The 25,334-nt window shown below is 70.3% G+C and carries 25 protein-coding genes and 1 pseudogene; 9 read left to right on the top strand and 17 right to left on the bottom strand.

From position 1 onward, the window contains the following. Positions 1 to 69 precede the first annotated feature (69 nt). Positions 70 to 489: pseudogene (locus tag F4562_RS36630) on the bottom strand (ATP-binding protein); the annotation flags it as partial. A 122-nt stretch (positions 490 to 611) separates the two neighbouring features. Here F4562_RS36630 and F4562_RS08635 point away from each other — a divergent pair. Both F4562_RS08635 and F4562_RS08640 read left to right on the top strand, forming a co-directional pair. Further along, complete coding sequence (locus F4562_RS08635) at positions 612 to 1,439, top strand: helix-turn-helix domain-containing protein (RefSeq protein WP_246473851.1); 828 nt, start codon at positions 612 to 614, stop codon at positions 1,437 to 1,439. Further along, on the top strand, positions 1,427 to 1,639 hold the full coding sequence (locus F4562_RS08640) for a DUF397 domain-containing protein (RefSeq protein WP_184542380.1): 213 nt from the start codon (positions 1,427 to 1,429) through the stop codon (positions 1,637 to 1,639). Before F4562_RS08635 ends, F4562_RS08640 begins: the two co-directional genes overlap by 13 nt. 161 nt (positions 1,640 to 1,800) lie before the next feature. On the opposite strand, the gene F4562_RS08645 is transcribed toward F4562_RS08640, so the two are convergent. Further along, positions 1,801 to 3,084, bottom strand: coding sequence for an FAD-binding protein (locus F4562_RS08645; protein ID WP_184542382.1), 1,284 nt, complete (start codon positions 3,082 to 3,084; stop codon positions 1,801 to 1,803). A 304-nt stretch (positions 3,085 to 3,388) separates the two neighbouring features. Then, a complete protein-coding gene (gene leuA / locus F4562_RS08650) occupies positions 3,389 to 5,110 on the bottom strand; it encodes a 2-isopropylmalate synthase (protein WP_184542384.1) in 1,722 nt (573 codons plus the stop codon). Positions 5,111 to 5,428: 318 nt separating this feature from the next. Here leuA and F4562_RS08655 point away from each other — a divergent pair, with 318 nt between their 5' ends. Continuing rightward, positions 5,429 to 5,674 (top strand): DUF2630 family protein, encoded by a 246-nt coding sequence (locus F4562_RS08655; protein ID WP_184542386.1) that lies wholly within the window; start codon positions 5,429 to 5,431, stop codon positions 5,672 to 5,674. A 112-nt stretch (positions 5,675 to 5,786) separates the two neighbouring features. On the opposite strand, the gene F4562_RS08660 is transcribed toward F4562_RS08655, so the two are convergent. Continuing rightward, positions 5,787 to 6,851 carry a hypothetical protein gene (locus tag F4562_RS08660; RefSeq protein WP_184542388.1) on the bottom strand — a complete coding sequence of 355 codons (1,065 nt, stop codon included), beginning with the start codon at positions 6,849 to 6,851 and terminating at the stop codon, positions 5,787 to 5,789. After that, complete coding sequence (locus tag F4562_RS08665) at positions 6,848 to 8,071, bottom strand: transporter substrate-binding domain-containing protein (RefSeq protein WP_184542390.1); 1,224 nt, start codon at positions 8,069 to 8,071, stop codon at positions 6,848 to 6,850. The genes F4562_RS08660 and F4562_RS08665 overlap by 4 nt, the downstream gene beginning before the upstream one ends. 324 nt (positions 8,072 to 8,395) lie before the next feature. On the opposite strand from F4562_RS08665, the gene F4562_RS34175 reads away from it, so the two are divergent. Beyond that, positions 8,396 to 9,940 carry an endonuclease/exonuclease/phosphatase family protein gene (locus F4562_RS34175; protein WP_221207093.1) on the top strand — a complete coding sequence of 515 codons (1,545 nt, stop codon included), beginning with the start codon at positions 8,396 to 8,398 and terminating at the stop codon, positions 9,938 to 9,940. Between the two features lie 134 nt (positions 9,941 to 10,074). Here F4562_RS34175 and F4562_RS08675 read toward each other — a convergent pair whose 3' ends face one another. From F4562_RS08675 to F4562_RS08715, 9 genes are all read right to left on the bottom strand, one after another. Continuing rightward, entirely contained in the window at positions 10,075 to 11,238 is a 1,164-nt protein-coding gene (locus F4562_RS08675) for an FAD-dependent oxidoreductase (protein WP_184542392.1), read from the bottom strand. Continuing rightward, positions 11,235 to 11,852, bottom strand: a complete 618-nt coding sequence (locus F4562_RS08680) for a TetR/AcrR family transcriptional regulator (protein ID WP_184542394.1) — start codon at positions 11,850 to 11,852, stop codon at positions 11,235 to 11,237. Before F4562_RS08680 ends, F4562_RS08675 begins: the two co-directional genes overlap by 4 nt. A gap of 175 nt (positions 11,853 to 12,027) precedes the next feature. Continuing rightward, on the bottom strand, positions 12,028 to 12,948 hold the full coding sequence (gene era / locus F4562_RS08685) for a GTPase Era (RefSeq protein ID WP_184542396.1): 921 nt from the start codon (positions 12,946 to 12,948) through the stop codon (positions 12,028 to 12,030). 41 nt (positions 12,949 to 12,989) lie between these two features. Next, entirely contained in the window at positions 12,990 to 13,322 is a 333-nt protein-coding gene (locus F4562_RS08690) for a cytidine deaminase-like protein (protein WP_184542398.1), read from the bottom strand. Positions 13,323 to 13,568: 246 nt separating this feature from the next. Continuing rightward, positions 13,569 to 14,228, bottom strand: a complete 660-nt coding sequence (locus tag F4562_RS08695; RefSeq protein WP_184542400.1) for a hypothetical protein — start codon at positions 14,226 to 14,228, stop codon at positions 13,569 to 13,571. Positions 14,229 to 14,655: 427 nt separating this feature from the next. Further along, on the bottom strand, positions 14,656 to 15,960 hold the full coding sequence (locus F4562_RS08700) for a hemolysin family protein (RefSeq protein ID WP_184542402.1): 1,305 nt from the start codon (positions 15,958 to 15,960) through the stop codon (positions 14,656 to 14,658). After that, on the bottom strand, positions 15,957 to 16,439 hold the full coding sequence (ybeY, locus tag F4562_RS08705) for an rRNA maturation RNase YbeY (protein WP_184542404.1): 483 nt from the start codon (positions 16,437 to 16,439) through the stop codon (positions 15,957 to 15,959). The genes F4562_RS08700 and ybeY overlap by 4 nt, the downstream gene beginning before the upstream one ends. A 316-nt stretch (positions 16,440 to 16,755) precedes the next feature. Further along, positions 16,756 to 17,817, bottom strand: coding sequence for a PhoH family protein (locus F4562_RS08710; RefSeq protein ID WP_184542406.1), 1,062 nt, complete (start codon positions 17,815 to 17,817; stop codon positions 16,756 to 16,758). A 92-nt stretch (positions 17,818 to 17,909) separates the two neighbouring features. Beyond that, positions 17,910 to 18,263: a histidine triad nucleotide-binding protein gene (locus F4562_RS08715; RefSeq protein WP_184542408.1), complete on the bottom strand. Its 354-nt coding sequence runs from the start codon at positions 18,261 to 18,263 to the stop codon at positions 17,910 to 17,912. Between the two features lie 282 nt (positions 18,264 to 18,545). On the opposite strand from F4562_RS08715, the gene F4562_RS08720 reads away from it, so the two are divergent. Further along, positions 18,546 to 19,025, top strand: a complete 480-nt coding sequence (locus F4562_RS08720; protein WP_184542803.1) for a SigE family RNA polymerase sigma factor — start codon at positions 18,546 to 18,548, stop codon at positions 19,023 to 19,025. Continuing rightward, positions 19,022 to 19,678 carry a hypothetical protein gene (locus tag F4562_RS08725; protein WP_184542409.1) on the top strand — a complete coding sequence of 219 codons (657 nt, stop codon included), beginning with the start codon at positions 19,022 to 19,024 and terminating at the stop codon, positions 19,676 to 19,678. The genes F4562_RS08720 and F4562_RS08725 overlap by 4 nt, the downstream gene beginning before the upstream one ends. 90 nt (positions 19,679 to 19,768) lie before the next feature. Here F4562_RS08725 and F4562_RS08730 read toward each other — a convergent pair whose 3' ends face one another. The 3 genes from F4562_RS08730 to hrcA are packed head-to-tail and all read right to left on the bottom strand — an operon-like array spanning position 19,769 to position 22,698. Further along, on the bottom strand, positions 19,769 to 20,500 hold the full coding sequence (locus F4562_RS08730) for a 16S rRNA (uracil(1498)-N(3))-methyltransferase (protein ID WP_184542411.1): 732 nt from the start codon (positions 20,498 to 20,500) through the stop codon (positions 19,769 to 19,771). Positions 20,501 to 20,533: 33 nt separating this feature from the next. Then, positions 20,534 to 21,670: a molecular chaperone DnaJ gene (dnaJ, locus tag F4562_RS08735; RefSeq protein ID WP_184542413.1), complete on the bottom strand. Its 1,137-nt coding sequence runs from the start codon at positions 21,668 to 21,670 to the stop codon at positions 20,534 to 20,536. A 14-nt stretch (positions 21,671 to 21,684) separates the two neighbouring features. Then, on the bottom strand, positions 21,685 to 22,698 hold the full coding sequence (gene hrcA, locus F4562_RS08740) for a heat-inducible transcriptional repressor HrcA (RefSeq protein ID WP_184542805.1): 1,014 nt from the start codon (positions 22,696 to 22,698) through the stop codon (positions 21,685 to 21,687). A gap of 182 nt (positions 22,699 to 22,880) precedes the next feature. Between hrcA and F4562_RS08745 the strand changes: the two genes are divergently transcribed. The 3 genes from F4562_RS08745 to F4562_RS08755 are packed head-to-tail and all read left to right on the top strand — an operon-like array spanning position 22,881 to position 25,325. Then, positions 22,881 to 23,645, top strand: a complete 765-nt coding sequence (locus F4562_RS08745) for a hypothetical protein (RefSeq protein WP_184542415.1) — start codon at positions 22,881 to 22,883, stop codon at positions 23,643 to 23,645. A 57-nt stretch (positions 23,646 to 23,702) separates the two neighbouring features. Continuing rightward, positions 23,703 to 24,518: a DUF3097 domain-containing protein gene (locus tag F4562_RS08750; RefSeq protein WP_184542417.1), complete on the top strand. Its 816-nt coding sequence runs from the start codon at positions 23,703 to 23,705 to the stop codon at positions 24,516 to 24,518. A gap of 24 nt (positions 24,519 to 24,542) precedes the next feature. Further along, a complete protein-coding gene (locus F4562_RS08755) occupies positions 24,543 to 25,325 on the top strand; it encodes a DUF4870 domain-containing protein (protein ID WP_184542419.1) in 783 nt (260 codons plus the stop codon). Positions 25,326 to 25,334: the final 9 nt, after the last annotated feature.

Below are 25,334 nucleotides of genomic sequence, written 5' to 3' on the forward strand. Positions count from 1 at the left end.
CCCCTGACCGGCCGCCGATCCGCAGGCGGGCACGTGGTCGAGGGGGACAGCCCGGACGATGCACCGGACCGTGCGGCCCTCACCCCGCCCGCGCTCGCGCGTCCCCCACTCCAGCGCCACCTCCCGGACGATCAGCAGGCCGCGACCGTCTTCGGCGTCCGCCGCCCTCCGGACGTGAGGCGCGGAGAACGCCGAACCCGGGTCGCCGACCTCCACGTGGACGACGTCCGCCGTCGCGGTGACGGTGAGACCGATGAGATCACCCGCCCCGGCGCCGGAGTGCCTGGTCGCGTTCGTCACCAGTTCCGAGGTGACCAGCACGACGTCGTCGATCGCGGGATGGTCGTCCCCGAGCCACCCGCGCACCTCGGAACGGGCACGCGGGACCGGCTCGCGGACACCGGGCAGGTCGATCCGGCCGACGATCCTCGGCCCCGGACTCGCCGTTTTCATGGCTTCACCCACTTGGAGATCCATTCGGGGAGACATTCCCCGGTTGACCCTCCGGCGATCCCAAACAGTCGCCACATTCGGTAGCGGATCGAATTCGATCAGCTATGAACAGTTTCGGTGAAAGGCATGTTGAAACGCCGATTCCCCCGGGAGGCGGAATGCCGAAGGAAAGCGACCTGTGCCCATCCGATTCCCCCACCGCCCTTTTCGGTTTCGAACTGCGGAGGCACCGCAAGACCCGGGGGTGGTCCCAGATCCGGCTGTCGAAGGCCGTACCCTACTCCGTGGGAACGATCAGCATGATCGAGACCGCGAAACGGTCACCGTCGGAGCAGTTCGCCCGGCACTGCGATGAGGCACTGGAGGCGGAGGGAGCGCTGATGCGGCTCTGGCCGATGGTCAGCCACGCCTCGGCCCCGCCCTGGTTCCGTCCGTGGCTCGACGTGGAGGCGACGGCGGAGGCGCTGCGCACCTGGGAACCGCTGATCATGCCGGGCCTGCTCCAGACGGAGGAGTACGCCAGGGCCATTCTCAGCGGCGAGATCGGGGTGACTCCCGAGCAGGTCGAGGAGCAGGTGTCCACCCGGATGGAACGTCAGTCCATTCTCAGACGTCCCAGACCGCCCTTCTTCTGGGTGGTGATCGACGAAGCGGTCCTCCACCGCCCGATCGGGAGCCCCAGGGTGATGGCGGCCCAACTGGAGCACCTCCTTGCGGCCGGGCAGACTCCCCGGCTCACCATTCAGGTTCTTCCCCTCAACGCCTACTCGACGACCGGCCTCGCCGGAGGATTCGCCATCGCACAAACGCAGGGTGCCTTCGACACGGCATATGTCGAATCCGCCGGAGTAATGAGCCGGGTGACGGAACGACCAGAAGATGTCCGCACCTTGATATATAGATATGAGGGGATTCGTTCCGAAGCATTGTCACAGCGCGAGTCCCTAGAGCTGATCAAGGAGACGCTACCGCGATGGACGAACTGACCCAGGAGATCACCTCCACCACATGGCGCAGGTCCACCCTGTCGGGGCCCGACGGCGGTAACTGCGTCGAGGTCGCCTCCCTCTCCCGCGGTCGCCGGGGTGTCCGCGACAGCAAGGACCCGGACGGTCCCGTCCTGGTCTTCGGCTCCGGCGAATGGAGTGCGTTCCTCACGGCCGTGAAGGACGGCGCCTTCGGCTGACCGTCACCCCCGGCGGCGAGTGAAGCCTCGCGGCGGGAAGCCTCACGGTCTCCGGCACGAACCCGACACCTTCCGGTGCCGCCCAACGCAGTCCGGCCCCTTCCCTCGCCGCATCGCGGGAGGCGTCCGGCGCCATCGGTGAGACGACCACCGGCACGCCCTCAACCCCGGTGTTCCCCGCCGAACAGCAGGTCGTCGACGAACGGGTTGCGGAACTTCCCCGCCGGGTCGTACTCGACCGCCAGCTCCCGGAAGTCGCCAAGCCGCGCGTACCGGGAACGCACCATCCCCGTGGGCGTCGTGAAGAGCTTGCCCCAGTGCGGGCGTGCCTCGAAGGGCTCCAGTGCCTCCTCCACCACGCCGAGCACCCGGCGCACGGCCGGCCAGTTCTTCTTCCAGGTGAAGTGGACACCCACCACGTCCTCCCGGTACGCGGGGCTCAGCCACAGGTCGTCCGCGGCGACGGTGCGGATCTCCGACACCTGCAGCACCGAAGCCACGACGTCCCTGATCCCGTCCAGCGCGCGGAGCGCGGCGAGCGCGTGGCGGCGCGGCAGCAGGTACTCCGACTGCAACTCCTCCCCGCTGCTGGGGGTGAAGTCCAGGCGGAAGTGCGGCAGCCGGTCGTACCACGGGCCGGGCACGCCGAGCTGGGCGGTGCAGTTGACGGCGGGCATGCCCGGCAGCGGGTGCAGGTCGGCGGTGGCGGCGACGGCACCCAGCCAGCGGGGTGTGGGCTCCCACACCCCGGAGTCGCCCGCACGCCGTTTCACCCACACCTGGTCGATCACCCGGCCGCGCCAGCCGGTGAACAGGCTCACGCTGTACGCGGCGGACGTGATCTCGTCGAAGTGCTCCTCCAGGCTCTCCCACGGCAGGTTCTCGTAGACGTACTGCCGCACCTCGAAGGCCGGGACCACGTCCAGGGTGAGCCGGGTCACGACGCCCAGCGCGCCGAGGGCGACCGCGGCTCCGGCGAAACGGTCGCCGTCCTTCTCCCGGCTCAGGGTGACGAGTTCGCCGTCCGCGGTGACGAGTTCGACGGCGGCCACCGCGGTCGCCAGGTTGCCGTTCGCGTCACCGGAACCGTGGGTGGCGGTGGCGCAGGCACCGGCGACCGAGATGTGCGGCAACGAGCCGAGATTGCGCAGCGCGTGGCCCTCGCCGTGCAACCACCGGCTCAGCTCGCCGTAGCGCGTCCCGGCGCCGACCGTGACCGTGCCGCGTGCTGGATCGAGCTCCGGCGCCCCGGGCAGACCGTCCAGTGAGACGGCGTCACCGCCGGGGCAGTCGGCGATCTCGTTGAAGGAGTGCCGTGTGCCGAGCGCCCGCACGGCACGGCTCCCGGCGACCAGCTCACACAGCTCCTCGACACTGCCGGGGCGGTGGAACCGCGCGGCGCCGTAGGTGATGTTGCCAGCCCAGTTGCCCCGCCGTCCGCTCATGCCGCGCCTCTCCATATCCGGGCCATGTCACACGCGGCACGGCGGTCGTCTCCCGCCGTGTCGCTCACCCAGATCATCTCTCGCCGACCGGCCCGCCCATGAGCCGACCGGCCTGCCCATGACGCGACCGGTTCACCCATGACGCGACCGCGCCCGCGCGAGGTTCACGCGGACGCGGTCGGGTGCACGACACGGATGCCTTGTGGGCTGTCGTCGGGCGCCGTGACTCCGGCAGGTCGTGCCGGGCGGCGCAGCTCGGTGGGCTTGCGGTGGCCGCGTCGCGGCCGTGGTCTCCCGCGGTCTCCTAGTGGTCGGCGCGGTTGACGCGATTGACGGCGGAGATGACGGCCCTGAGCGCGGCGGTGGTGGTGTTGGCGTCGATGCCGACGCCCCAGAGGCTCCGGCCGTCGATCTCGCACTCGATGTAGGAGGCGGCCTTGGCGTCGGTTCCGGCGCTCAGGGCGTGCTCGGCGTAGTCGAGGACGCGCACCTCGACGCCGACCTTGGACAGGGCGTCGCAGAAGGCGGAGATGGGGCCGTTGCCGACGCCCTCGACCTCGCGGATCTCACCCTCGACGCGCAGGTCGGCGCTGATGGCGTCCTCGCCGTCGCCCCGGGAGGTGGTGCGGTGCGCGAGCAGGCCCAGCCGGCCCCACGGGCTGGCCGGGTTCGGCAGATACTCGTCGGTGAAGATCTCCCACATCCGCTCCGGGCTGACCTCGCCGCCCGTGGCGTCGGTGCGGGCCTGGACGGTGCGGGAGAACTCGATCTGCAGGCGGCGTGGCAGGTCCAGTTGGTGGTCGGCCTTCATGATGTAGGCGACCCCGCCCTTGCCGGACTGGCTGTTGACCCGGATGACCGCCTCGTAGGTGCGGCCGATGTCCTTGGGGTCGATCGGCAGGTACGGCACCGCCCAGGTGAAGTCGTCGACCGGGACCCCCGCGGCGGCGGCGTCGCGCTCCAGGTGCTCGAAGCCCTTCTTGATGGCGTCCTGGTGGGAACCGGAGAAGGCGGTGTAGACCAGCTCGCCGCCCCAGGGGTGGCGGGGGTGCACGGGCAGCTGGTTGCAGTACTCGGTGATCCGGCGGATCTCATCGATGTCGGAGATGTCGACCTCGGGGTCGACGCCCTGGGAGAAGAGGTTCATGCCCAGGGTGACCAGGCACACGTTTCCGGTGCGCTCGCCGTTGCCGAACAGGCAGCCCTCGATCCGGTCGGCCCCGGCCATGTAGCCCAGCTCGGCGGCGGCCACGGCGGTGCCCCGGTCGTTGTGCGGGTGCAGCGACAGCACGATCGAGTCGCGGTAGGCCAGGTGCCGGTTCATCCACTCGATCTGGTCGGCGTAGACGTTCGGGGTGGCCATCTCGACCGTGGCGGGCAGGTTGACGATCACCTTGCGATCGGGGGTGGGCTGCCAGACGTCGTTGACCGCGTTGCACACCTCGACGGCGTACTCCAGTTCAGTGCCGGTGAAGGACTCCGGGGAGTACTGGAAGTAGATCTCCGTGTCGTCCATCTCGGCGGCCAGCTTCTTGCAGAGCCTGGCGCCCTCGACCGCGATCGCGGTGATGCCCTCGCGGTCCTGGCCGAAGACGACCCGGCGCTGGAGGGTGGAGGTGGAGTTGTACAGGTGCACGATGGCCTGCTTGGCCCCGCGCAGCGACTCGAAGGTGCGCTCGATCAGCTCGGCCCTGGCCTGGGTCAGGACCTGGATCACGACGTCGTCGGGGATCAGGCCCTCTTCGATGATCTGCCGTACGAAGTCGAAGTCGGTCTGCGAGGCGGCGGGGAAGCCGACCTCGATCTCCTTGTAACCCATCTTCACCAGCAGCTCGAACATCTTGAGCTTGCGGTGGGAGTCCATCGGGTCGATCAGCGCCTGGTTGCCGTCACGCAGGTCGACCGCGCACCACCGGGGGGCCTTGTCGATGACCTTGTCGGGCCAGGTGCGGTCGGTCAGCTTGACCGGCTGGAAAGGCTGATAGCGGTGGAACGGCATGGGGCTGGGCTGCTGCTGCGAATACATGCAAGGCTCCTCGACTGGAAAACAATCGCGGCCGACGCGCATGACTCGCTCCGCGACGAGGGGGCCGGCCTCTACAGGCCCTCGTCGCGGCAGCTAAGAAGCAGCCCGCGCAGCATGCATAGCACGTTAGCAGACGCCTTCCGATGCTTGAGCCGCGGTCTCACATAGCGGAACACGCTGGTCTCCGCCGGTCTCCGTCGGCCTCGGCCATAGCCGGAAGGGTCACCTGCGCGACGGTGGCACGCCCGACCCGGCCTACCGGAGGCGGCCGCGGCTGATCCGATACAGTCCAAAAGAACTCTGACAGGGGGAACGGATATGAAGGATCGCGACATCCTCACCCACATCAATGAGCTCATCGCCGAGGAACGGGAGCTGCGGCAAAGGCTCGCCGCGCACTCGATCTCCTCCCACGAGGAGAACAACCGGATCAGGAACATCGAAGAAGCCCTCGACCAGGCCTGGGACCTGCTCAGGCAGCGTCGCGCACGCCGCGAGTTCGGTGACGACCCCGACGCCGCGGCTCCCCGCCCCATCGACGAGGTCGAGGGCTACCGGCAGTAGCCGCCCGGCGAGCCACGCGGCGGCGTGCCTCAGCCGGCCGGACGGGCGATGACGGCAGGGCGGGCGGTGACGGCGAGGCGGGCGGTGACGGCGGGCCGGGCGACGGCGGGCGTCAGCCGGACACGGGGTCGTCGACGGCGCGGCCCTGGCACCGCTGGTCCACCGGCTCCGGCTGCGCGGTCGGGGCCAGCCAGGACAGCACGCTCTGCTCGACGTACCAGCCGTGCAGGTTCACCCACGTCCTGGGCACCTCGCCGGGGTCGGGGCACAGCACCCTCGACCGGATCCGGTCGTTCGAGATGAAGCGTACGGCACCCTCTCGGCCGAGAACCGTGGACATCTGATCGTCACTGGCGACCAGGTAGCCCACGACCACCTCCTGGGCTTCTCTCTCCTCGATCTGCAACGCGATCAGCGGGAGGATCGGCGCCTTCATCACCACCACGCCGACCAGGAACGGCGTGATCACCGACATCCCGATCGCGATGCCGTGCGTCAGCACTCCGGCGGACGCCCCGGGCACCGGGCCGGTCAGCAGCACCCCGAGCCCCGGCGGGAGCGTGAGCAGGATCGCGGTGGCCACGTCCCGCGCGGTGAACGCGGCGACGACGGCCGGCCAGAGCAGCACGTAGGACAGCACCGCCACGGCCACCGGCAGCGCGTAGCAGACGACCGCCCGGAGCCCTTCGTGGCCGGGATACCGGTCGCGCACCGTCAGGCCCGCCACGGCCAGCGACATCATCGCCAGCGTCGGCAGGAAGCGCAGCTGCCAGGTGCACAGCCCGACGACGACGCTCAGGACCACGACCCAGCCGGGAAGCCGCTCGGCGGCGCGGACCAGCCACGAGGAGCGGCCGGTGCTGAGCCAGTGCAGGGTGCCGAGCAGGCGTCCGCCGAGGACGAGCGCGGGCAGGACCCACACGGTGGTCAGCAGGACCGCGCTCAGCAGGCCCAGCGGACTGATGGTCTGCACGAGCAGGAGCAGCGTCTGGGTGTCCTGCCTGCTGGCGTACCACAGCCGCATCACCAGCAGCACGAGGGGGAAGGCGGGCAGCAGCGTGAGCAGCCACTCCTGGTTCCTCGGCGCGTCCTTGACCCGCCTGACGCGCCCGGCGGGCGGGTCGTTCCGCCCGTCCCCCTCCCGCGCGTCGTCCTCCCGGCCCCGGTCGGTCTTCACCGGGACGGGCACTCCTGGACGGGGAGAGTCCGCTCCCAGGGCCAGCGGCGCACCGGCGGGGGGAGGGCACACGGCTGCTCCGCCTGCGCCACGTTCACGCGCGGGCTGGCCGACAGCAGCGGATCGAGGTGGGTCCGGTACGCCTGCTCCCAGCGCTGGTCGTGGGGGTCGGCGTAGGAGCGGTAGAGCGACAGGTCGACCAGGGTGCGCAGCGCGTTGTTGGAGCCGACGTTGACCGCCCACATCTCGGTCTTCTCCAGCGCGATGTCGTGATGGCGGAGCTTGCCGTCCGACTGCGCGACGAACCCGGCCAGGAGTGCCGCGTCGGTGGTCACCGCGTCGAACTCGCCGTCCTTGAGCCCCTGTACGCAGTCGCTGAGCAGGTTCTTGCCGGTGATGACGGCCCGGGTCGCCCTGGACAACTCGCTCTCGGAGGTGGAGGTGCCGAGCGTGCACACCTTCTTGCCCTCCAGCTGTCCCAGCGAGGTGATGCTGCCGGGGTGGTCGGACGTGGTCACCACCGACTGCTCGGTGAACAGGTAGGGCGTGGAGAAGCCGACGGACGGGTCGGCCTTGCGGGCGGGTGTGACGCTGAAGGTGGCGACCACGAGGTCCACCTTGACGAACCGCCCGTTGTCGTCCAGCGCCTGCATGCGTGCCCGGTCCTCGGTCTCGATGGCCAGGAAGTCGACCTTGTCCGGCGGGAATCCCAGATCCGCGGCGACCATGTAGGCGATCTGGATGTCGAAGCCCTCGAAGATCCGCCGACCGCCCTGCTCCTGCAGGGCGATGCCCGGGGTGTCGGACTTCACGCCGATCCGGAGCCTCTCCTTGTTGAACAGGCCCGCCTTCTCCCGCAGCTCCGCCTCGGTGGGCGGGCCGTTCACCCAGACCACGGACACACCGACGACGACCGCGGCGAGGATCAACATGACCCACGCGGCCAACCGGAACCGGCGGACACGACGCGGACGCACCCCGGAACCCGGAGGTTCCGGGGTGCGGTACTCATGATCGTCGTCCCGCCACCGGTCACGCCGGTCGTCGTCCTCGTGCCCGTACTCGTCGTCCTCGTACCGCGACCGGTCGTCGGGCTCACGCCCCCGCTCGCGCCGGACCGCCTCGGCACCGGACGGGGAGCCGGGCTCCCGCTCCGGTCTCCGCCCGGAGGCCGCGGCCTCCTCCGTCTGCGCTCCCCCGTCCGCAGGTTTCTCCGTCATGACACCCCCGGACTCCGTTTGTCAGGCAGGCTATGCCGCCGCGGGCGGCGAAGGGGAGACCCTTCACCAACAAGTGATCGAACGGTTCTCCCGCCCGGGAGAACCGGACCAGACGGTGAACCACAAACCATCAGGACCCGCACGAAAACCGGTCAGCATCGCCAGATTGCGCGCACCTGTACAGACAACTGGCTCGCTACAAAGCTTGTGAGCAGCAGCAATAGCTTTCCGGTGCGCGCAATAAGAACGACAGCTGTCATACACCACGTCTTCACCGGAGCACTCCAGGCTTGTCCCGCCTCAAGAACCACACAAGGAGCCTGGATGCGCCGGTCACTCATGGTGGCGACAGCCGTACTGGCACTCGGCCTGTCGATCACCCCCGCCACGGCCGAGGCGGACGGAACGCTGAGCCTCGCCTCGGCATCGGTGAAGGTCGGCGAGCCGATCACCCTGACCTACTCCACCCCCCGACCCGACCCCAAGAACTGGATCGGCCTGTACACCGACCCCGGCAACGGCCCGGTCAATGAGACCTACGTCGGTTCCTCCCTCAAGTGGGTCTACATCCCCAAGGGGTCGGGCACCGCGACGCTGCCCACCGACGGCCTCGAACCCGGCGACTACGTCGCCTACGCCCTGGCCAAGGACGGCTACGCCTGGCTCGCCCGGCCGGTCAAGCTGAAGCTCACCGACCCCCGGCCCCCGCGCTTCGTCAACGACGACATCCCGCTGCGCAACGCCCGCGCGCTGAAGCCGTACGCGGCGACCGTCGGCGGGCTCGTCCGCGGCGACACCGCGGGGCTGACGTTCCACAAGGTCTCCGGGCCCCGCTGGGTGACGGTTGGCACGGACGGTTCGGTCACCGGTACCCCGCGCGTGTCTGACGCGCTCCGCCCCGCGGCCGTGCGGATCGAGGCGCGCAACGGCGCCGGGCAGGTCACGTCGGCGACCGCCACGATCGAGGTCAAGGTGCCGGGCACCAGGCTGGTGCCCGAGCTCAAGGCGATGAGCTGGAACCTCTGGCACGGCGGCAGCCGGGTCAACGGCTCCCGTGACAAGCAGCTGAAGTTCCTGCTCGACCACGACGTGGACGTGGTGGGCATGCAGGAGACCTCCTCCACCTCGGCCAGGGAGCTGGCCGAGGCGCTGGGCTGGGACCACTTCCAGGCGGGGCCCGACCTGGGCGTCGTCAGCCGCTATCCGATCACCGGTCGCGGTCCGCTGCCGTCGGAGTCGGGCCTGCCCGCGGTCAACGTCAGGGTCCGGCTCGACGACCGGCGCGACCAGGAGGTCTCCGTCTGGAACGTGCACCTCGGCCACTCGCCCTACGGACCCTACGACGCCTGCTTCGGCAAGATGACCCGTGAGCAGCTGCTGGCCAACGAGGTCTCCTCCGGACGCACCCCGCAGATCACCGCGATCCTCGGCGCGATGAAGGCCGACCTGGCCGCCGCCCGGCGGACTCCGGTCCTGCTGGTCGGCGACTTCAACGCCCCGTCCCACCTCGACTGGACCGACACCGTCCGGCGCTGCGGGTACGGCTCCGTGCCCTGGCCCGCCTCGGTGCTGCCGGAGAAGGCCGGTCTGAAGGACTCCTTCCGCGTCGCACACCCCGACCCGGTCGCCGCCCCCGGCACCACCTGGTCGCCGGTCTACCCGACCTTCACCGGCGGCTACGGCCACGACGGCCACAAGGGCGAGCCCGAGCCGCAGGACCGCATCGACTTCGTGCACTACGCCGGGAGGCTCCGGGTGCTGGACTCCCGCACCCTGGTCGAGGGCACCCCGGCCCCCGTCCCCGGCCATGCCGACAACGCGTGGACCTCCGACCACGCGGCGGTGCTCACCACCTTCCGGATGCGCTGAGCACTCCGGTGAGGACCACCACCCCGGTCCTCACCGCTCCACGGGAGCCGCCGCCGAGCCGCGGCGGCTCCCGGACCGGGGCCTTCGGACCTGCGGCCGCCGGACCGGGGCCTTCCGGACCGGGGCCTTGCAGGTCATTTCGCCGCGGTGACCACACTGGAGCCCAGGCGCTTGAGCCCGCGGCCCATGACGGCGGTCCCGCCGGGCAGCTCGGCGAGGCCGAACAGGCGGTTGCGCACGGTGATCCGCCAGGCCCGGTGCGGGACCATCCATTCGGCGGTGTTGCGTCCGCTCCGCTGCTTGTCCAGGGCGAACGGTCGCATCCGCCGCTCGTAGCGGTCGAGGGCGGCCTCGACGCCGGCCCCGAGCAGCTCGGTGGCCAGCGTGTACGCCCCGCCCATCGCCATCGACGAGCCCTGCCCCGCCATCAGCGACACCGCGTGGGCGGCGTCACCGAGCAGAGTCACCCGGCCCTTGCTCCAGCCGGGCATCCGGATCTGGGCGACACGGTCGTAGTAGGGGTCCTCCGGACAGTGCGCCAGCACCCGGTCGATCATCGGGCCCAGTCCACGATAGGCGGCCAGGACCTCGGCGCGCGGGCGAGCCGGCGGCCCCGTCGCGGCTGAGGCGTGGACGAGGGATGCCGCCAGCGCGCCGCTTCGCGTCGGGTACAGCCCGGCCTGACGACCGGGCACACCCACCAGCAGGAACCGGCGGCCGACCTCCTCGGCCAGCTCGGCGTCATCGAACAGGTAGGAGGCGGTGTGGTAGCCCAGCGGGTGCAGGAACCCCTCCTCCGGGCCGAAGACCAGTCTCCGTACGACGGAGTGGATTCCGTCGGCGCCGACCAGCACGTCGGCCCGGCGCACGTCACCGTCGGTCAGCTCGACGTCCACCCCGCCCGGGACGTCGCGGACCGCCGAGACGCTGGTGCCGTACCGGATCTCGGTGCCGTCGTCGAGCGCCGAGCGCAGGGTCGCCTCCAGGTCGCCGCGCATGAGGCTCAACACCCGGCCGTCGAGCATGGCCGTGAAGGAGGCGTAACACAGGCCGCCGCTCCGCCGGCCGTGCCGATCGGCGTAGGTCAGCTCGGTGATGTCGGCGGCCACCTCGCCCAGGGCGTCGAGGATTCCCATCCGCTCGGCCACGTCGTAGCCGGAGCCGAAGAAATCGATCATGTAGCCGTCGCTGCGCGGCCCGGTCGCCTTCTCCACCACGGTCACCTCGGCGCCCGCCCGCCGCAGCCACCAGGCCAGCGTGAGACCGGCTATCCCGGCCCCACAGATCAGAACTCTCATTCCGGTTCTCCTTCACGGGTGAAAAGCCCGTCGCGGTAGACGGCCAGCGCCTCCTCGGCCCACCGGGCGGCTCCCTCCGGCCCGAGGGGATCGGTGCCCAGCACGTCGGCGAGCTGCTCGCGGACCAGGAGCAGCACCAGGTCGTTGACCATGACGAAGGCCGCCCGGACCTCGGGATCCCGGCCCCGCGCCATGACCCCGGCCGCGGCGAGCTCCTCGACCGTCGCCCGGCTGACCTCGAACCAGCGGCGGAACACCCCGGTGCCCGCCGGGTCGTCCGACAACAACAGCCGGCGCAGGTACGCGGGGACGGGCGAGCCGGGCGGCAGCTCCCGCAGCAGCGCCTGGGCGAAGGACGCCCCGTCGGAGGTGTCGAGCCCGCCGCCGGCCGCCCGCTCCAGCAACCCGTCGAAGATCGAGGAGACGTGCTCGTCCACCGCGGCGCGCAACCCCTCCTTGGAACCGAAGTGATGGATGACGAGCGCGGGTGACACTCCCGCCGCCGCCGCGATCCGGCGGACGGTCACCTGGGCGGGCCCGTGGGCGGCGAACAACTCCAGGGCCCGGTCGCGGATGATCGCCCGCGCGGTCCGTTCGTCACGTGCTGAACACATGTTCAGTACAGTAAACAACTGTTCAGTCGAAAACAAGTGCGCGAGACGTCGCGGACACATGCGGAGAACAGAACGACCGGCCGGCGCCGGGGGAGGTCCGGTGCCGGCCGGTCGTGGAGAACCGGGAGGCGGGGGGCGGGGATGAGGCGGGGGAACGCCGGACGCCACCCGCCGGTCAGTCGTAGAAGCCGAGGCGGCGCAGCTGCTTGGGGTCGCGCTGCCAGTCCTTGGCGACGCTGATGCGCAGGTCGAGGTAGACCCGGGTGCCGAGAAGCGCCTCGATCTGCTTGCGTGCGCGGGTGCCGACCTCCTTGAGCCGGGAGCCCTTGTGCCCGATCACGATGGCTTTCTGCGACGGCCGTTCGACGAACATGTGCGCGTAGATGTCGAGCAGGTCGTCGCGACCCTCCCTGGGCAGCATCTCGTCGACGACGACCGCGATCGAGTGCGGCAGCTCGTCGCGGACGCCCTCAAGGGCCGCCTCGCGGATCAGCTCGCCCACGAGCACCTGCTCGGGCTCGTCGGTGAGCTGCCCGCCCTCGTACAACGGCGGGCTCTCCGGCAGGTGCCGGACGAGCACGCCGGACAGCACGTCGAGCTGCTCCCCCGACTGCGCCGACACCGGGACGACATCCTCGAACTCGGCAAGCCCGGAGACCGCGAGCAGTTGCGCGGCGATCTGGTCACGGGTCGCCAGGTCGCACTTGGTCACCACGGCGACGACCGGCGTCTTCTTGACGCCGGCGAGCTTCTCGGCGATGAACCGATCTCCCTTGCCGACGGGCTCGTTCGCGGGCACGCAGAAGCCGATCACGTCCACCTCGGTGAGGGTGGACAGCACGAGGCTGTCCAGCCGCTCACCGAGCAGGGTGCGGGGGCGGTGCAGGCCCGGTGTGTCGACGATGACGAGCTGGGAGTCGGGGCGGTGCACGATGCCGCGGATGACCCGGCGGGTCGTCTGCGGTTTGGACGAGGTGATCGCCACCTTGGTGCCGACCAACGCGTTCATCAGCGTGGACTTGCCGACGTTGGGCCTGCCGACGAAGCAGGCGAATCCGGCATGGAAATCAGCGGCTGAGGAACTCACGTCACCCATTGTCCCCGATACCGGCCTCGACTCTGACGCAGCGTGCCCGCTCAGCCCCGGCGCAGCGTGCCGTCGGGGCCCGCCACCAGCAGGGTAGTGCCGCCCATCTCCCTGACCGCCCGCGCGTCGGCCTCGGCGGGCCCCTCCCCCGCGGTGACCAGCGCCGCGGCCTCCAGCGACTCGGCACCGCTGGACACGGCCATCGCCACGGCGACCTGAAGCGCCGAAAGCGTCAACGAGGGCAGCGCCACGTTCGTCGCCGCGTACGTCCGGCCGGTCTCGTCGCGTACGGCCGCACCCTCCGCGGCACCGTTGCGGGCACGGGCGGATCGGGCCAGAACGATGATCTTGTTGTCCTCGGGGTCGAGGGTCGCGTCACTCACAGTCCAAGGGTATTCAGCCCCCACCGGCCACGGCGACGGGGGCACGGGCTCGGCCGCGCCACGTCGCCCGCGCCACGTCGCCTGCACCGCACCGCACCGGATCGACATCGGCCGCGCCGGATCGGCCGCGAACCGGCGGACGCCCCTCTCCGGGCCTCTCCGGGCTTTTCAAGCACCCCCACACCCCTCGGCGCCTCTTGAACCCCCCTGGCTGCACCTGAGGCCCTCAAGACGCCTCAAGAGCCCTCAGGCCGCGGTCCGGCCGACCAGGAAGCGGGTGAGCTGCCGGGTGCGCTCGACGTCCACGGCGGCCATCCCGGTGTGCACGAGCGAGACCACGGTGTGGCCGCTGAGAGCGAAGACCAGATGCATCTCGTAGGGGTATCCGTTCAACCGGCCGCTCAACCGCCGCGCCTGCACGTCACCGCCCACTCCGCGCAGGTCGAGCGGGGAGACGGTGAAGGTGGTGCTCCGGCCCGCTACGCCCCCCTTGACGACGGCGCAGTCGCCCAGTGCCCTGGTCAGCTCGGCGAAGCGCCGTTCGGCGGTGTCCCCCGCGTAGGAGGTCAGGCCGACCCCCGCCAGCTCCCCCACCCGGTCACCCTGGTAGGTCACGGCCACCCGTACCCCCGCGACCGCCTGCGCCGACCCGGCCGCCGCGGCGTCCAGGACGAGTCGGCAGTCTTCGTCGGCGGACCGGAACGGAGCGCGCCACCCGTCGCGCGGCCGGGCCGAGAATCCGTCGGGCAGGTTCCGCGCCTCGCCGAGGAGTCCGCGCAGCCGGGCCCGTTCCGCGTTCGCGTCGGCGCCGCCCCCGTATCCGGCCCCGCCGCCGCATCCCGCGCAGATCGCCGCGAGAAAACCACATAAAGGAAGAAAAGCGACAATACCCATCATTCGCGTCATGACCATTCCCCCGATGTCATGTACGAGGCACCCCACCCTCACCGATCGACGTTCTTCCCGCTCGGCAAAAACGGCAATCATCCAGAAACGCCTAAGGGTGCCCCCAACCGCACTTCACGGTCGAGAACACCCTCAAGCGAGCGACGCAGGACAGCCTCGGAGCCCTGCGTAACTCATTTCTCCCCGCGAGGCGGCTCCGACACCGCGAACCCCTCCCGGCGTCCGGAACCCCCCACTGACACCCGCGCGACCGGGTGCCAGTGACGACGATGGCGTACCCCGCTTGCAGGCCACTTGAAGACGACTTGGGGAGGCTCCCGCGCCGTCCTCCGCTCCGCGGACGACCGGGCGAGCCTCCCCCTCCCACCCGGAAAGCCCGCAACGACACGACTGCGGGAAAAGCGCGGCCCGCGGACGGAGACAACGACTACCCCTGCTCGGCGGAGGCCGAGACCGAGTCGGGCTCGGCCGGAGCGGTCCGGGTGACGAGAACCGTGCCGATCCGGTTGCGGCGCCCGGCGAGGCTCTCCGCCGTCAGGCTCAGCCCCTCCACCACCGCCTGGGATCCGGCGATCGGCACCCGGCCCAACGCGTGCGCCAGCAAGCCGCCGACGGTCTCGACGTCGTCGACCTCAAGCTCGATGTCGAACAAATCGGCCAGGTCACCGACCGGGAGCCGGGCGGTCACCCGGACCGAACCGTCGTCCAGCTGCTCGACCCGGGGAACCTCCTGGTCGTACTCGTCGGCTATCTCGCCGACGATCTCCTCCAGGATGTCCTCGATGGTCACCAGGCCGGCCGTGCCGCCGTACTCGTCGATGACGATGGCCTGGTGGATGTGGCGGGCCTGCATCTCCCGCAGCAGCTGGTCGATCGGCTTGCTCTCCGGCACGTAGGTGGCCGGACGCATGATCGACTCCACCTGCGCGGCGCGTCCGTCGTCACCGGCGTCCTGCACCCGGCGCGCGACGTCCTTGAGGTAGACGATGCCGATGACGTCGTCCTCGTTCTCACCGACCACGGGGATCCGGGAGAAGCCGCTGCGCAGGGCGAGCGACAAGGCCTGGTTCAACGTCTTGCCGCGCTCGATGAACACCATGTCGGTGCGGGGCACCATGACCTCCCGGGCCAGGGTGTCGCCGAGCTCGAAGACCGAGTGGATCATCTCCCGCTCGTCGGGCTCGATGACCCTGCGCTCCTCGGCCAGATCGACCAGGTCACGCAGCTCGGCCTCGGAGGTGAACGGCCCCTCCCGGAAGCCCTTGCCCGGGGTCACCGCGTTGCCGAGCAGGATGAGCAGCTTCGGCAGGGGACCGAAGATCCTGGTCAGCCCGTACACCACAGGAGCACTGGCCAGCGCTATCGGCTCCGCGTGCTGGCGGCCCAGGGTGCGGGGGGAGACCCCGACGATCACATAACTGATCACGATCATGACGGCCGCGGCGGCGGTGTAGGCCCAGCCGCGATCGCCGAGCCAGTCGATGAAGAGCAGCGTGGCGATCACCGTGGCGAGCAGCTCACAGCTGAGCCGCAACAGCAACAGCAGGTTCAGGTAACGCGGCGGGTCCGCGACGATGGCCTGCAGGCGCACCGCGCCGCGGCGATCCTCACGGACGAACTCCTCCGCCCGCACCCGCGAGATACGGGTCAGGGCCGTCTCCGCACTGGCGATCAGACCGCCGACCACCACGAGGACGACGGCTGAGAACAACCACCCGTTGGCGAGGTTCACCGCTGGGTGCGCACCTCCTGCCACGACTCCAGAAGCTCGCCCTGCAGGCCGAACATCTCCTTGTGCTCCTCGGGCTCGGCGTGGTCGTAGCCGAGCAGATGCAGGATGCCGTGCGTGCAGAGCATCTCCAGCTCCGCCTCGGTGCTGTGCCCCGCCTCGGCCGCCTGCTTGGCCGCCACCTGCGGGCAGAGCACCACGTCGCCCAGGAGCGCCGGGTCGGCGGGCGCGTCACCCTCCTGCCGGGCTCCCGCACCGGCCCCGGGACGCAGCTCGTCCATCGGGAAGGCGAGCACGTCGGTCGGGCCGGGCTCACCCATCCACTGCTCGTGCAGCACCGCCATGGCCTCCTCGTCGACCACCAGGATCGACAGCTCGGCCAGCGGGTTGATGCCCATCCGCTCCAGCACGTGCCCGGCCAGCGCGACGATGAGACCTTCGTCGACCTCGGCACCCGACTCGTTGTTGACTTCGATGCTCATCGGTCGCTCACCGCTCCTCGCTCGTTCCGCGGCCCACTCGTACCTCGCGACCCACTCCACGCACTGCGTCGGGCTCGCTCCCCGCTCATCGGTCGCTCACCGCTCCTCGCTCGTTCCGCGGCCCACTCGTACCTCGCGACCCACTCCACGCACTGCGTCGGGCTCGCTCCCCGCTCATCGGTCGCTCACCGCTCCTCGCTCGTTCCGCGGCCCACTCGTACCTCGCGACCCACTCCACGCACTGCGTCGGGCTCGCTCCCCGCTCATCGGTCGCTCACCGCTCCTCGTTCACCGCGACCGAGTGCCGCGGTCGCGCTCATGTTCTCCCCCGGGGGCGCTTGACGACGCCCTTGATCGGCTGCGCCGCGTTCTCCCGCTGCGCCTCGTCGTAGCGCCCGTAGGCGTCGACGATGTCGCTCACCAGCTTGTGGCGTACGACGTCGGCGCTGGTCAGACGGCTGAAGTGGATGTCGCCCACACCGTCGAGGATCTCCTGGACGACCCGCAGGCCGCTCAGCGTGCCGCTGGGCAGGTCGACCTGTGTGACGTCGCCCGTGACGACGATCTTCGAGTTGAAGCCCAGCCGCGTCAGGAACATCTTCATCTGCTCCGGCGAGGTGTTCTGGGCCTCGTCGAGGATGATGAAGGCGTCGTTGAGCGTGCGACCTCGCATGTAGGCGAGGGGGGCCACCTCGATCGTGCCCGCGGCCATCAGCCGGGGGATCGAATCGGGGTCGAGCATGTCGTGCAGCGCGTCGTAGAGCGGGCGGAGGTAGGGGTCGATCTTCTCGTAGAGCGTGCCGGGCAGGAAGCCGAGCCGCTCACCGGCCTCCACCGCGGGGCGGGTGAGGATGATCCGGTTGACCTTCTTCTCCTGGAGGGCCCTGACGGCCTTCGCCATGGCCAGGTAGGTCTTCCCCGTGCCCGCAGGACCGAGGCCGAAGACGATCGTGAACTTGTCGATCGCGTCGACGTAGCGCTTCTGGTTGACCGTCTTGGGGCGGATGGTGCGGCCCCGCGACGAGATGATGTCGAGGGAGAGCACCTCGGCGGGACGATCGGAGGACATCCGCAGCATGGCGATGCTGCGCTCGACCGCGTCGGCCGTGAGCTGCGCGCCTCCGCGGACCAGCTCGGACATCTCCTCGAAGAGACGCACCACCGTGCTGCTCTCCTCGGGGCTGCCGGTGACGGTGATCTCGTTGCCCCGGACGTGGATGTCGGCGCGGAAGGCCCCCTCGATGACGCGCAGCAGCTCGTCGCGTGAGCCCAGCAGGCTGACCATCGACTGATCGTCCGGAATCACCACCTTCGCCTGTGTCCGGCTGGGGCTGTTGGACTTCAGTGGGGTTCTGCTGGAATCGTGTGTCTCGGACATGGGCGGGCCTTACGGCCTGTTCGCCTCCAGATATAGGCGTCGGACTTCTACGCCATCGTATCCGCGATCCTCGCAATCATGCTTGCGGGTTTTCACCCGGGCGGCCACGTCAAGTCGCGTCCCCCGAGGACGTGTCCGTGCACGTGGAAGACGGTCTGACCGGCCCCGAGACCGGTGTTGAACACCAGCCGGTAACCCGGCTCGGCGACGCCCTCCTGCTCGGCGACGGCATGCGCGGCCTGCAGGACCTCGTCGGCCAGACCGTCGTCGGCGGCGGCCAGGGCGGCGGCGGTCGGATAATGATCTTTGGGAATCACCAGGACGTGCGTGGGCGCCTGCGGGTTGACGTCGCGGAATGCCAACGTGCGGTCGGTTTCGTGGACGACCTCGGCCGGAATCTCCTTGGCCACGATCTTGCAGAACAGGCAGTTCGTTTCACTTACCATGCACGCACCTTATCGCCGAGGCCGTTGTGAATCGGTGATGGTTCCCCGTCCGCATACAAAGATCCGCATGGATATGGTGGGTGTGCAAAACTTCAACCAACGACAGACCGTTGCGCGCAGCGCGATAAGGCCGCCTGGCGAGGACACGACTGGGTCATGCCCCCTAATGAACCGGAAGAGCGTAAACCCTCGGGGAAGGCCGAGCGTCCCACTGATGTGACCACCGAGACCCTCGTGGCCGACAGGTCGCTCGGGGCGGTGCCCGTCGGATGGGATGCCGACATGGCCGTTACCGCGCTCTACAGCGCGCACTACCGGTCTCTTGTGCGTCTCGCTGTGCTGCTCGTCCGCGACATGGCAACCGCGGAGGAGGTCGTGCAGGACGCGTTCGTCGCCATCCACGGCGCCTGGCGCCGCCTGCGTGACACCGACAAGGCACTGGCCTACCTGCGTCAGTCGGTCGTCAACCGATCACGTTCGGTGCTGCGGCACCGGGCGGTCGTTGAGAAGTACGCGCCCAAGGGAATGCCCGACGCGCCGAGCGCCGAGAACGGGGCGATCGGCGAGTTCGAGCGTTCCGCCGTGATCGAGGCGCTCCGCGGCCTTCCCACACGCCAGCGGGAGGCGTTGGTCCTGCGTTACTACGGAGACCTGTCGGAGGCGCAGATCGCCCACGCCATGGGCATCAGCAAGGGCGCGGTCAAGAGTCACACGGCTCGCGGCATGGCCGCCCTACGGACTGCACTGGAGCAACTGTCATGACCGACTCCCCGGATGAGTACGGCGAGCTGCTCCGCCGTGCGCTCAACGCGGAGGCGAACTCGGTCGTTCCCTCCCCGGACGGACTGGAGATCATTCGCGCCCGCATCGAGCGACGCGGGTTGCGCAACCTCATGTGGTGGCGCGTCGGGGCCTCCGTCGCGGGAGCGGCTCTCGTCGCGGCCACCGTCGTCATGGTGGTCCCCCAGCTCCGCGAGCAGGTGATCCCCGAGGTCAGCACCGGTGAGGTCAACTTCACCGAGTCGACCCCGCCCGACCTGTCGGCCACCTCACGGCCTCCGGCGCCGCCGGCCCCGACCCCGCTCCCGGCGGTCTCCAGGCCCACGAACGCGCCGTCGGCCACACCGTCGCCCACACCGACCAGAAGCACGTCGCCGAGTCCGAGGCCGACGACGCCCAGGGCGACCCCCACACCCAGCCCGACGCCCACGCCCTGTCCCACGGCCGTGCAGGGCGAGCCCGCCGAACCGGCCGGGCCCACCGCGCGGTGCGACGAGGGCGAACCGGCGCCGACGCCGACGGAGCCGACCACCCCCTCTCCGAGCGGATGCCCGTCCGACGACTGCCCGTCACCGGACGACTCGTCGCCGCCGCTGCCGGTCGAGGACGGCGCCCCGACCCCGGTCGGAGGCTAGGCCCGGGCCGCGCGCCGGGCCGTCAGCGGTGTTCCGTGCCGGCTCCGGCCGGCCGCCCGGTGGGCCCACCGGGCCCGCCGGGCGTACGCCTCACCAACGCCCCGTACGCGCCTGCAGGACGGCTGCCGCGGCGACCCCGGCCGTCGAGGTGCGCAGCACCGTGGGCCCGAGCAGCGCCGGCACCGCCTCGGCGGCGCGGAACGCGGCGATCTCCTCCTCGCTGACCCCGCCCTCGGGGCCGACCACCACGACGATGTCGCCTCCGACGGGAAGCGGCAGGGTGGAGAGCGGAGCGGACGCCTCCTCGTGCAGGACGACGCCGAGCGCCGCCGCCGACAGCAGCGTGGCGACCGCCGCGGTCGTGGCGGGCTCGGTCACCTCCGGCAGGTGGAAACGGCGCGACTGCTTGCCCGCCTCGCGTGTCGTGGAACGCCAGCGGGCCAGCGACTTGGCCCCCCGTTCGCCCTTCCACTGGGTGACGCACCTGGCCGCCGCCCACGGGACGATCACGTCGACCCCGGCCTCGGTCATCATCTCCACCGCCAGCTCCCCCCGGTCGCCTTTGGGAAGCCCCTGGACGACGACCAGGCGAGGGCTGGGCACCGGCACGTCGTAGCGGCGCAGCACCTCGACCCGGAGCGAGTCTCTGCCCGCGTCGAGCACCACGCACTCGGCGACGGTGCCGGCCCCGTCGGTCAGGTCGAGCCGTTCCCCGGCCCGCAGCCGGCGTACGGCCGCCGCGTGACGTCCTTCGGGGCCGCCGAAGGCGAACTCCGCCCTGGCCAGGTCGGCGGGGTCGGCCAGGAAGACCGGGACCGTCATCGGCCGCCGGTCCCGCCGGGGCCGGCGAGGCCGTCAGCGACCATTGAAGGCGTCCCGCAGCCGGGAGAAGAAGCTCTGCTGGCCGGGGGCGAACCTGCCGGGCGGTCGCTCCTCGCCACGGAGCCGGGACAGCTCCCGCAGCAGTTCCTCCTGGGCCGCGTCGAGGCGGGTGGGGGTCTCCACGTTGACGTGGATCATCAGGTCACCGCGGCCGGTCTCGTTGAGACGCTGCACGCCCCGGCCGTAGAGGGGGATCGTCTGCCCCGACTGCGTGCCGGGCCGGATGTCCAGCTCCTCGGCGCCGTCGAGCGTCTCCATGGTCAGCGTGGTGCCGAGGGCCGCCGCGGTCATGGGAATCTGCACGGTGCAGTGCAGGTCGTCGCCGCGACGTTCGAAGATCTCGTGCGGACGCTCGACGATCTCCAGGAACAGATCGCCGGGAGGGCCGCCCCCCGGGCCGACCTCGCCCTCGCCCGCGAGCTGAATGTGGGTGCCGTCCTCGACGCCGGCCGGGATACGGACCTTGATCGTCCGCCGGGTGCGGACCCGGCCGTCGCCGGAGCACTCCTGGCAGGGGTGACGGATGATCGACCCGAAGCCGCCGCACTGGGGGCACGGCCGGGAGGTCATGACCTGCCCGAGGAAGGAGCGGGTGACCTGCGAGACCTCGCCGCGGCCGTGGCACATGTCACAGGTGTCGGGGTGGGTGCCGGGAGCGGCCCCGGCGCCCGAGCAGACCTCGCAGACCACGGCGGTGTCGACGACCAGCTCACGCGTGGTGCCGAAGGCCGTCTCGTTCAGGTCGAGCTCGACCCTGATGGTGGCGTTGCGGCCACGACGGGCCCGGGAGCGCGGGCCGCGGCCTCCGCCGGCACCCGCGGCGCCGAAGAAGGCGTCCATGATGTCGCTGAACGGGAAACCCGCTCCGAACCCGCCGGCGCCGCCGCCCGGGGAGAAGGGGTCGGCCCCCATGTCGTACATCTGGCGCTTGCCGGAGTCGGACAGGACCTCGTAGGCCTGCGTGATCTCCTTGAAGCGCTCCTGCGTCTCGGGGTCGGGGTTGACGTCGGGATGCAGTTCGCGCGCCAGGCGGCGGTACGCCTTCTTGATCTCTTCCGGACTGGCGTCGCGGCGCACCCCGAGGGTGCCGTAGTAGTCGCTCTTAGCCACTTTTCGTTGACCTCTTAGGATGCAGCCAGGATCTGGCTGACGTAGCGTGCCACCGCGCGCACCGCGCCCATCGTGACCGGATAATCCATTCGCGTCGGACCCAGCACACCGAGCCGGGCCAGTTGCTTGTCCCCCGAACCGTACCCGGCGGCGACGATGGACGTGCCCCGGAGCCCGGTGTAGGGGTTCTCCGAGCCGATCCGCACCGTCACCGACGACTGGCCGGCGGTCTCGTCGAGCAGCCGCATGAGCACGACCTGCTCCTCCAGTGCCTCCAGGACCTCGCGGAGCCCGACGGTGAAGTCGCCTCCGGCGAGGTTGGCCGCCCCGGCGAAGACGATTTTCTCGTCGCGCCGCTCCACCAGTGACTCCAGCAACACCGAGAGGATCGTGGTCGCCAGCGGCCGGTCTTCGGGGGGCAGGCGGCCGGGCAGGTCGGCGACCCTGTCGGGAACGCTGGTGAGCCCGCAGCCGTCGAGCGACGCGTTGAGCACCGCCCGCAGGTGGGCGACGCGGTTGTCGTCCACGGCGTCGGGCAGTTCGATCACGCGCTGCTCGACCCGGCCGGTGTTGGTGATGAGCACGAACATCAGCCGGCGCTCGCTCAGCGGCACCAGCTCGACGTGCCGTACCGTCGAGTTGCTCATCGTGGGGTACTGCACCACCGCGACCTGCCGGGTGAGCTGGGCCAGCAACCGCACCGTGCGCGTGACGACGTCGTCGATGTCCACCGCGCCGGCGAGGAAGCTCTCGATGGCCCTCCGCTCGGCGCTCGACAGCGGCTTCACCTGTGAGAGCCTGTCGACGAAGAGCCGGTAGCCCTTGTCGGTGGGCACCCGGCCCGCGCTGGTGTGGGGCTGGGCGATGTAGCCCTGCTCCTCCAGCACCGCCATGTCGTTGCGGATGGTCGCCGGCGACACGCCCAGGTTGTGCCGCTCCGTGAGAGCCTTGGACCCCACCGGTTCGTTGGTGGACACGTAGTCCTCGACGATGGCGCGCAGCACGGCGAGCTTCCGGTCGTCGACCAACGTGGTCACCTCCTGCCTGCGTCCGAAGGGGAAACACGAGGCCTGGCACTCTGTGTTCCCGAGTGCCAAGTGTACGGCCCCCGCCCGGAAGGCGCGATAAGCAGGAGGTGTGGACGACCGGGCCAAGTCGTTGGCAAGTCAACTGCTATCGCGATCCAAGTACCACACGTCACCATTGGTGTATGTCTAATAATTATGGATCTTTCCCGGGTGGCACCCCGGGTGGTCCTGGTTACGGCGCCCCTCAGCAGCCGTACGGTCAGCAGTACTCGAGCGGCCCGTCCTACGGCGGATACCCCCCGCCCAACTATGGAACTCCGCAGGGAACGCCCGCCGCGACGAAGGTCAAGCCCAGCCTCGGTTGGATCTTCGGCGCCTGGTTCCTCGCGATCGTCAGCGTCATCATCGGGATCGTCGCCATCGTCGGCGGCGGCGTCGGCCTCGTCAAGGCGGTCGCCGACGCCGCCCCCACCGAGTCCTTCGCCTCCGGCGAGACCGTGACGGTCTCGCTCGACCCCGCGAACAAGCCCGCGATCTACATATCCACCTCCGCCCCGACCAAGTACGAGTGCTCGCTCCAGGGCGCCAGCGAGGCCGACAAGCCCCGGCTGGAGAAGTCGGTCGGCACGCAGACCGTGACGCTCAACGGCGTCGTCTGGGAGCAGGGGCTGCGGATCGGGATCGACAAGGCGGGCGACTACCAGGTCCGTTGCGTCGCGGACCAGGCGGACACCACCAAGTTCGGTGTGGGCCGGGAGTTCGTGACCGGTGCGGTGGCGGGCGTCGTCGCCGGGTTCGGCATCCCCCTGGTGGGCATCCTGCTGGCGATCGTCGTGACGATCGTCGTACTGGTCAAGCGGAGCCGCGCACGCAAGCGCCAGGCCGCCGCGGCGGCCCCCGCCCACTCGGCGGGACCGTGGGGGCAGACCCGTCCGTACGGTAGCTGACGGTCGCCTTTGCTACCGTCCACATGATCCCTGGTACGAGACGGTGGGCGGTCGGTGATGTACGAGCGTGACGTTCTGGCGGGAGACTGGCGGCGTCCCCTGAAAGGGAAGATCCCTCAGGTTCCCGCGGAGCTCGACCTGGTGGTCGAGGATGCCGACGGCGGCTTCTGCGGCGCCGTGGTGGCGTGCGACAAGGAGGCCGTCACCCTGGAGGACCGGTTCGGGCGCCGGCGGGTGTTCCCGCTGGAGCCCGCCGCGTTCCTCCTGGAGGGCAAAGTGGTCACACTCGTGCGGCCGGCCGCCGCGCCGCGCGCGCCGCGGCGCAGCGCCTCGGGTTCCATCGCGGTGGAGGGCCTGCGCGCGCGGGTCGCCCAGGAGAGCCGGATCTACGTGGAGGGCGTGCACGACGCCGCGCTCGTGGAGAAGGTCTGGGGTCACGACCTGCGGGTCGAGGGGGTGGTCGTGGAGTATCTGGAAGGCGTCGACCACCTGCCCTCGATCGTCGAGGAGTTCGGCCCCGGGCCGGGCCGGCGCCTGGGCGTGCTCGTCGACCACCTGGTGCCCGGCTCGAAGGAGAGCAGGATCGCCGCCCGGGTCTCCTCACCCCACGTGCTGGTCGTCGGGCATCCCTTCGTGGACGTGTGGCAGGCGGTCAAGCCCCGTACGCTCGGCATCGCGGCCTGGCCGTCGGTGCCGCGCGGCATACCCTGGAAAGAGGGTGTCATCGCCGCCCTGGGCTGGGACGCCGAACCTGGCGACGCATGGCGCAGCATTCTTGGAGCAGTCACGACATATGCCGACCTGGAGCCGGAACTCCTCGGCCCGGTCGAAGAGCTGATCGACTTCGTGACGGCTCCCGATGAAGATCATTGATTCCTTAACCCCCCAGGAGGGGCCATGAGCGAGCATCCCGAAACCTCACCGGCGGACGACCAGGCACGCCGCGCCGGCGAGCCGTCGCCCGGCCACACCCAGTTCGGCCACCCCCAGTCCGGTCACACCCAGCCCGGCCAGAGCTACGGCTACGGCTACGGCGGACCGGTCCAGGATCCCGGGCACCCCGCCGGGCCGGGCCACACCCAGCCGAACCAGGGGTTCCAGGATTACGGGCAGCCGGGCCAGGGCCACACCCAGCAGAATCAGGGCTACACCCAACCGGGCCAGGGGTTCCAGGGCCACACCCAGCCGGGCCAGGGCTACCCCCAGGCGAACCAGGGCTACGATGCCCAGCCCTCCTACGACGCGGGCGGTTACGGTGCCTACCAGTCCGGATACCCGCAGCCCGACCCGTACGCCCAGCCGGCGAGCTACGGCTACGGCTACGGCCAGCAGGCGCCCGCCGGAGGGTACGGCCCCCGGCCCGGCAGCGATGACACCACCATGGCGATGATCGCCCACCTGCTGGGCCTGCTGACCTCCTTCCTCGGACCGCTGGTGATCTACCTCATGAGGAAGGACGACTCCCCCTACGTGCGCGACCAGGCGGCCGAGGCGCTGAACTTCCAGATCACACTGATGATCGCCTACTTCGTCTCGATGTTCCTCGCGTTCCTGCTCATCGGCTTCCTGCTGTTCCCCCTCGTCTGGATCGGGTCGCTCGTCTTCACGGTCATGGCCGCGGTGGCGGCCAACCGGGGAGACAGGTACCGCTATCCGATGAACATCCGTTTCGTCAGCTGATCCCGGGCG

It is taken from the genome of Streptosporangium becharense (assembly GCF_014204985.1).
GTDB lineage: Bacteria > Actinomycetota > Actinomycetes > Streptosporangiales > Streptosporangiaceae > Streptosporangium > Streptosporangium becharense.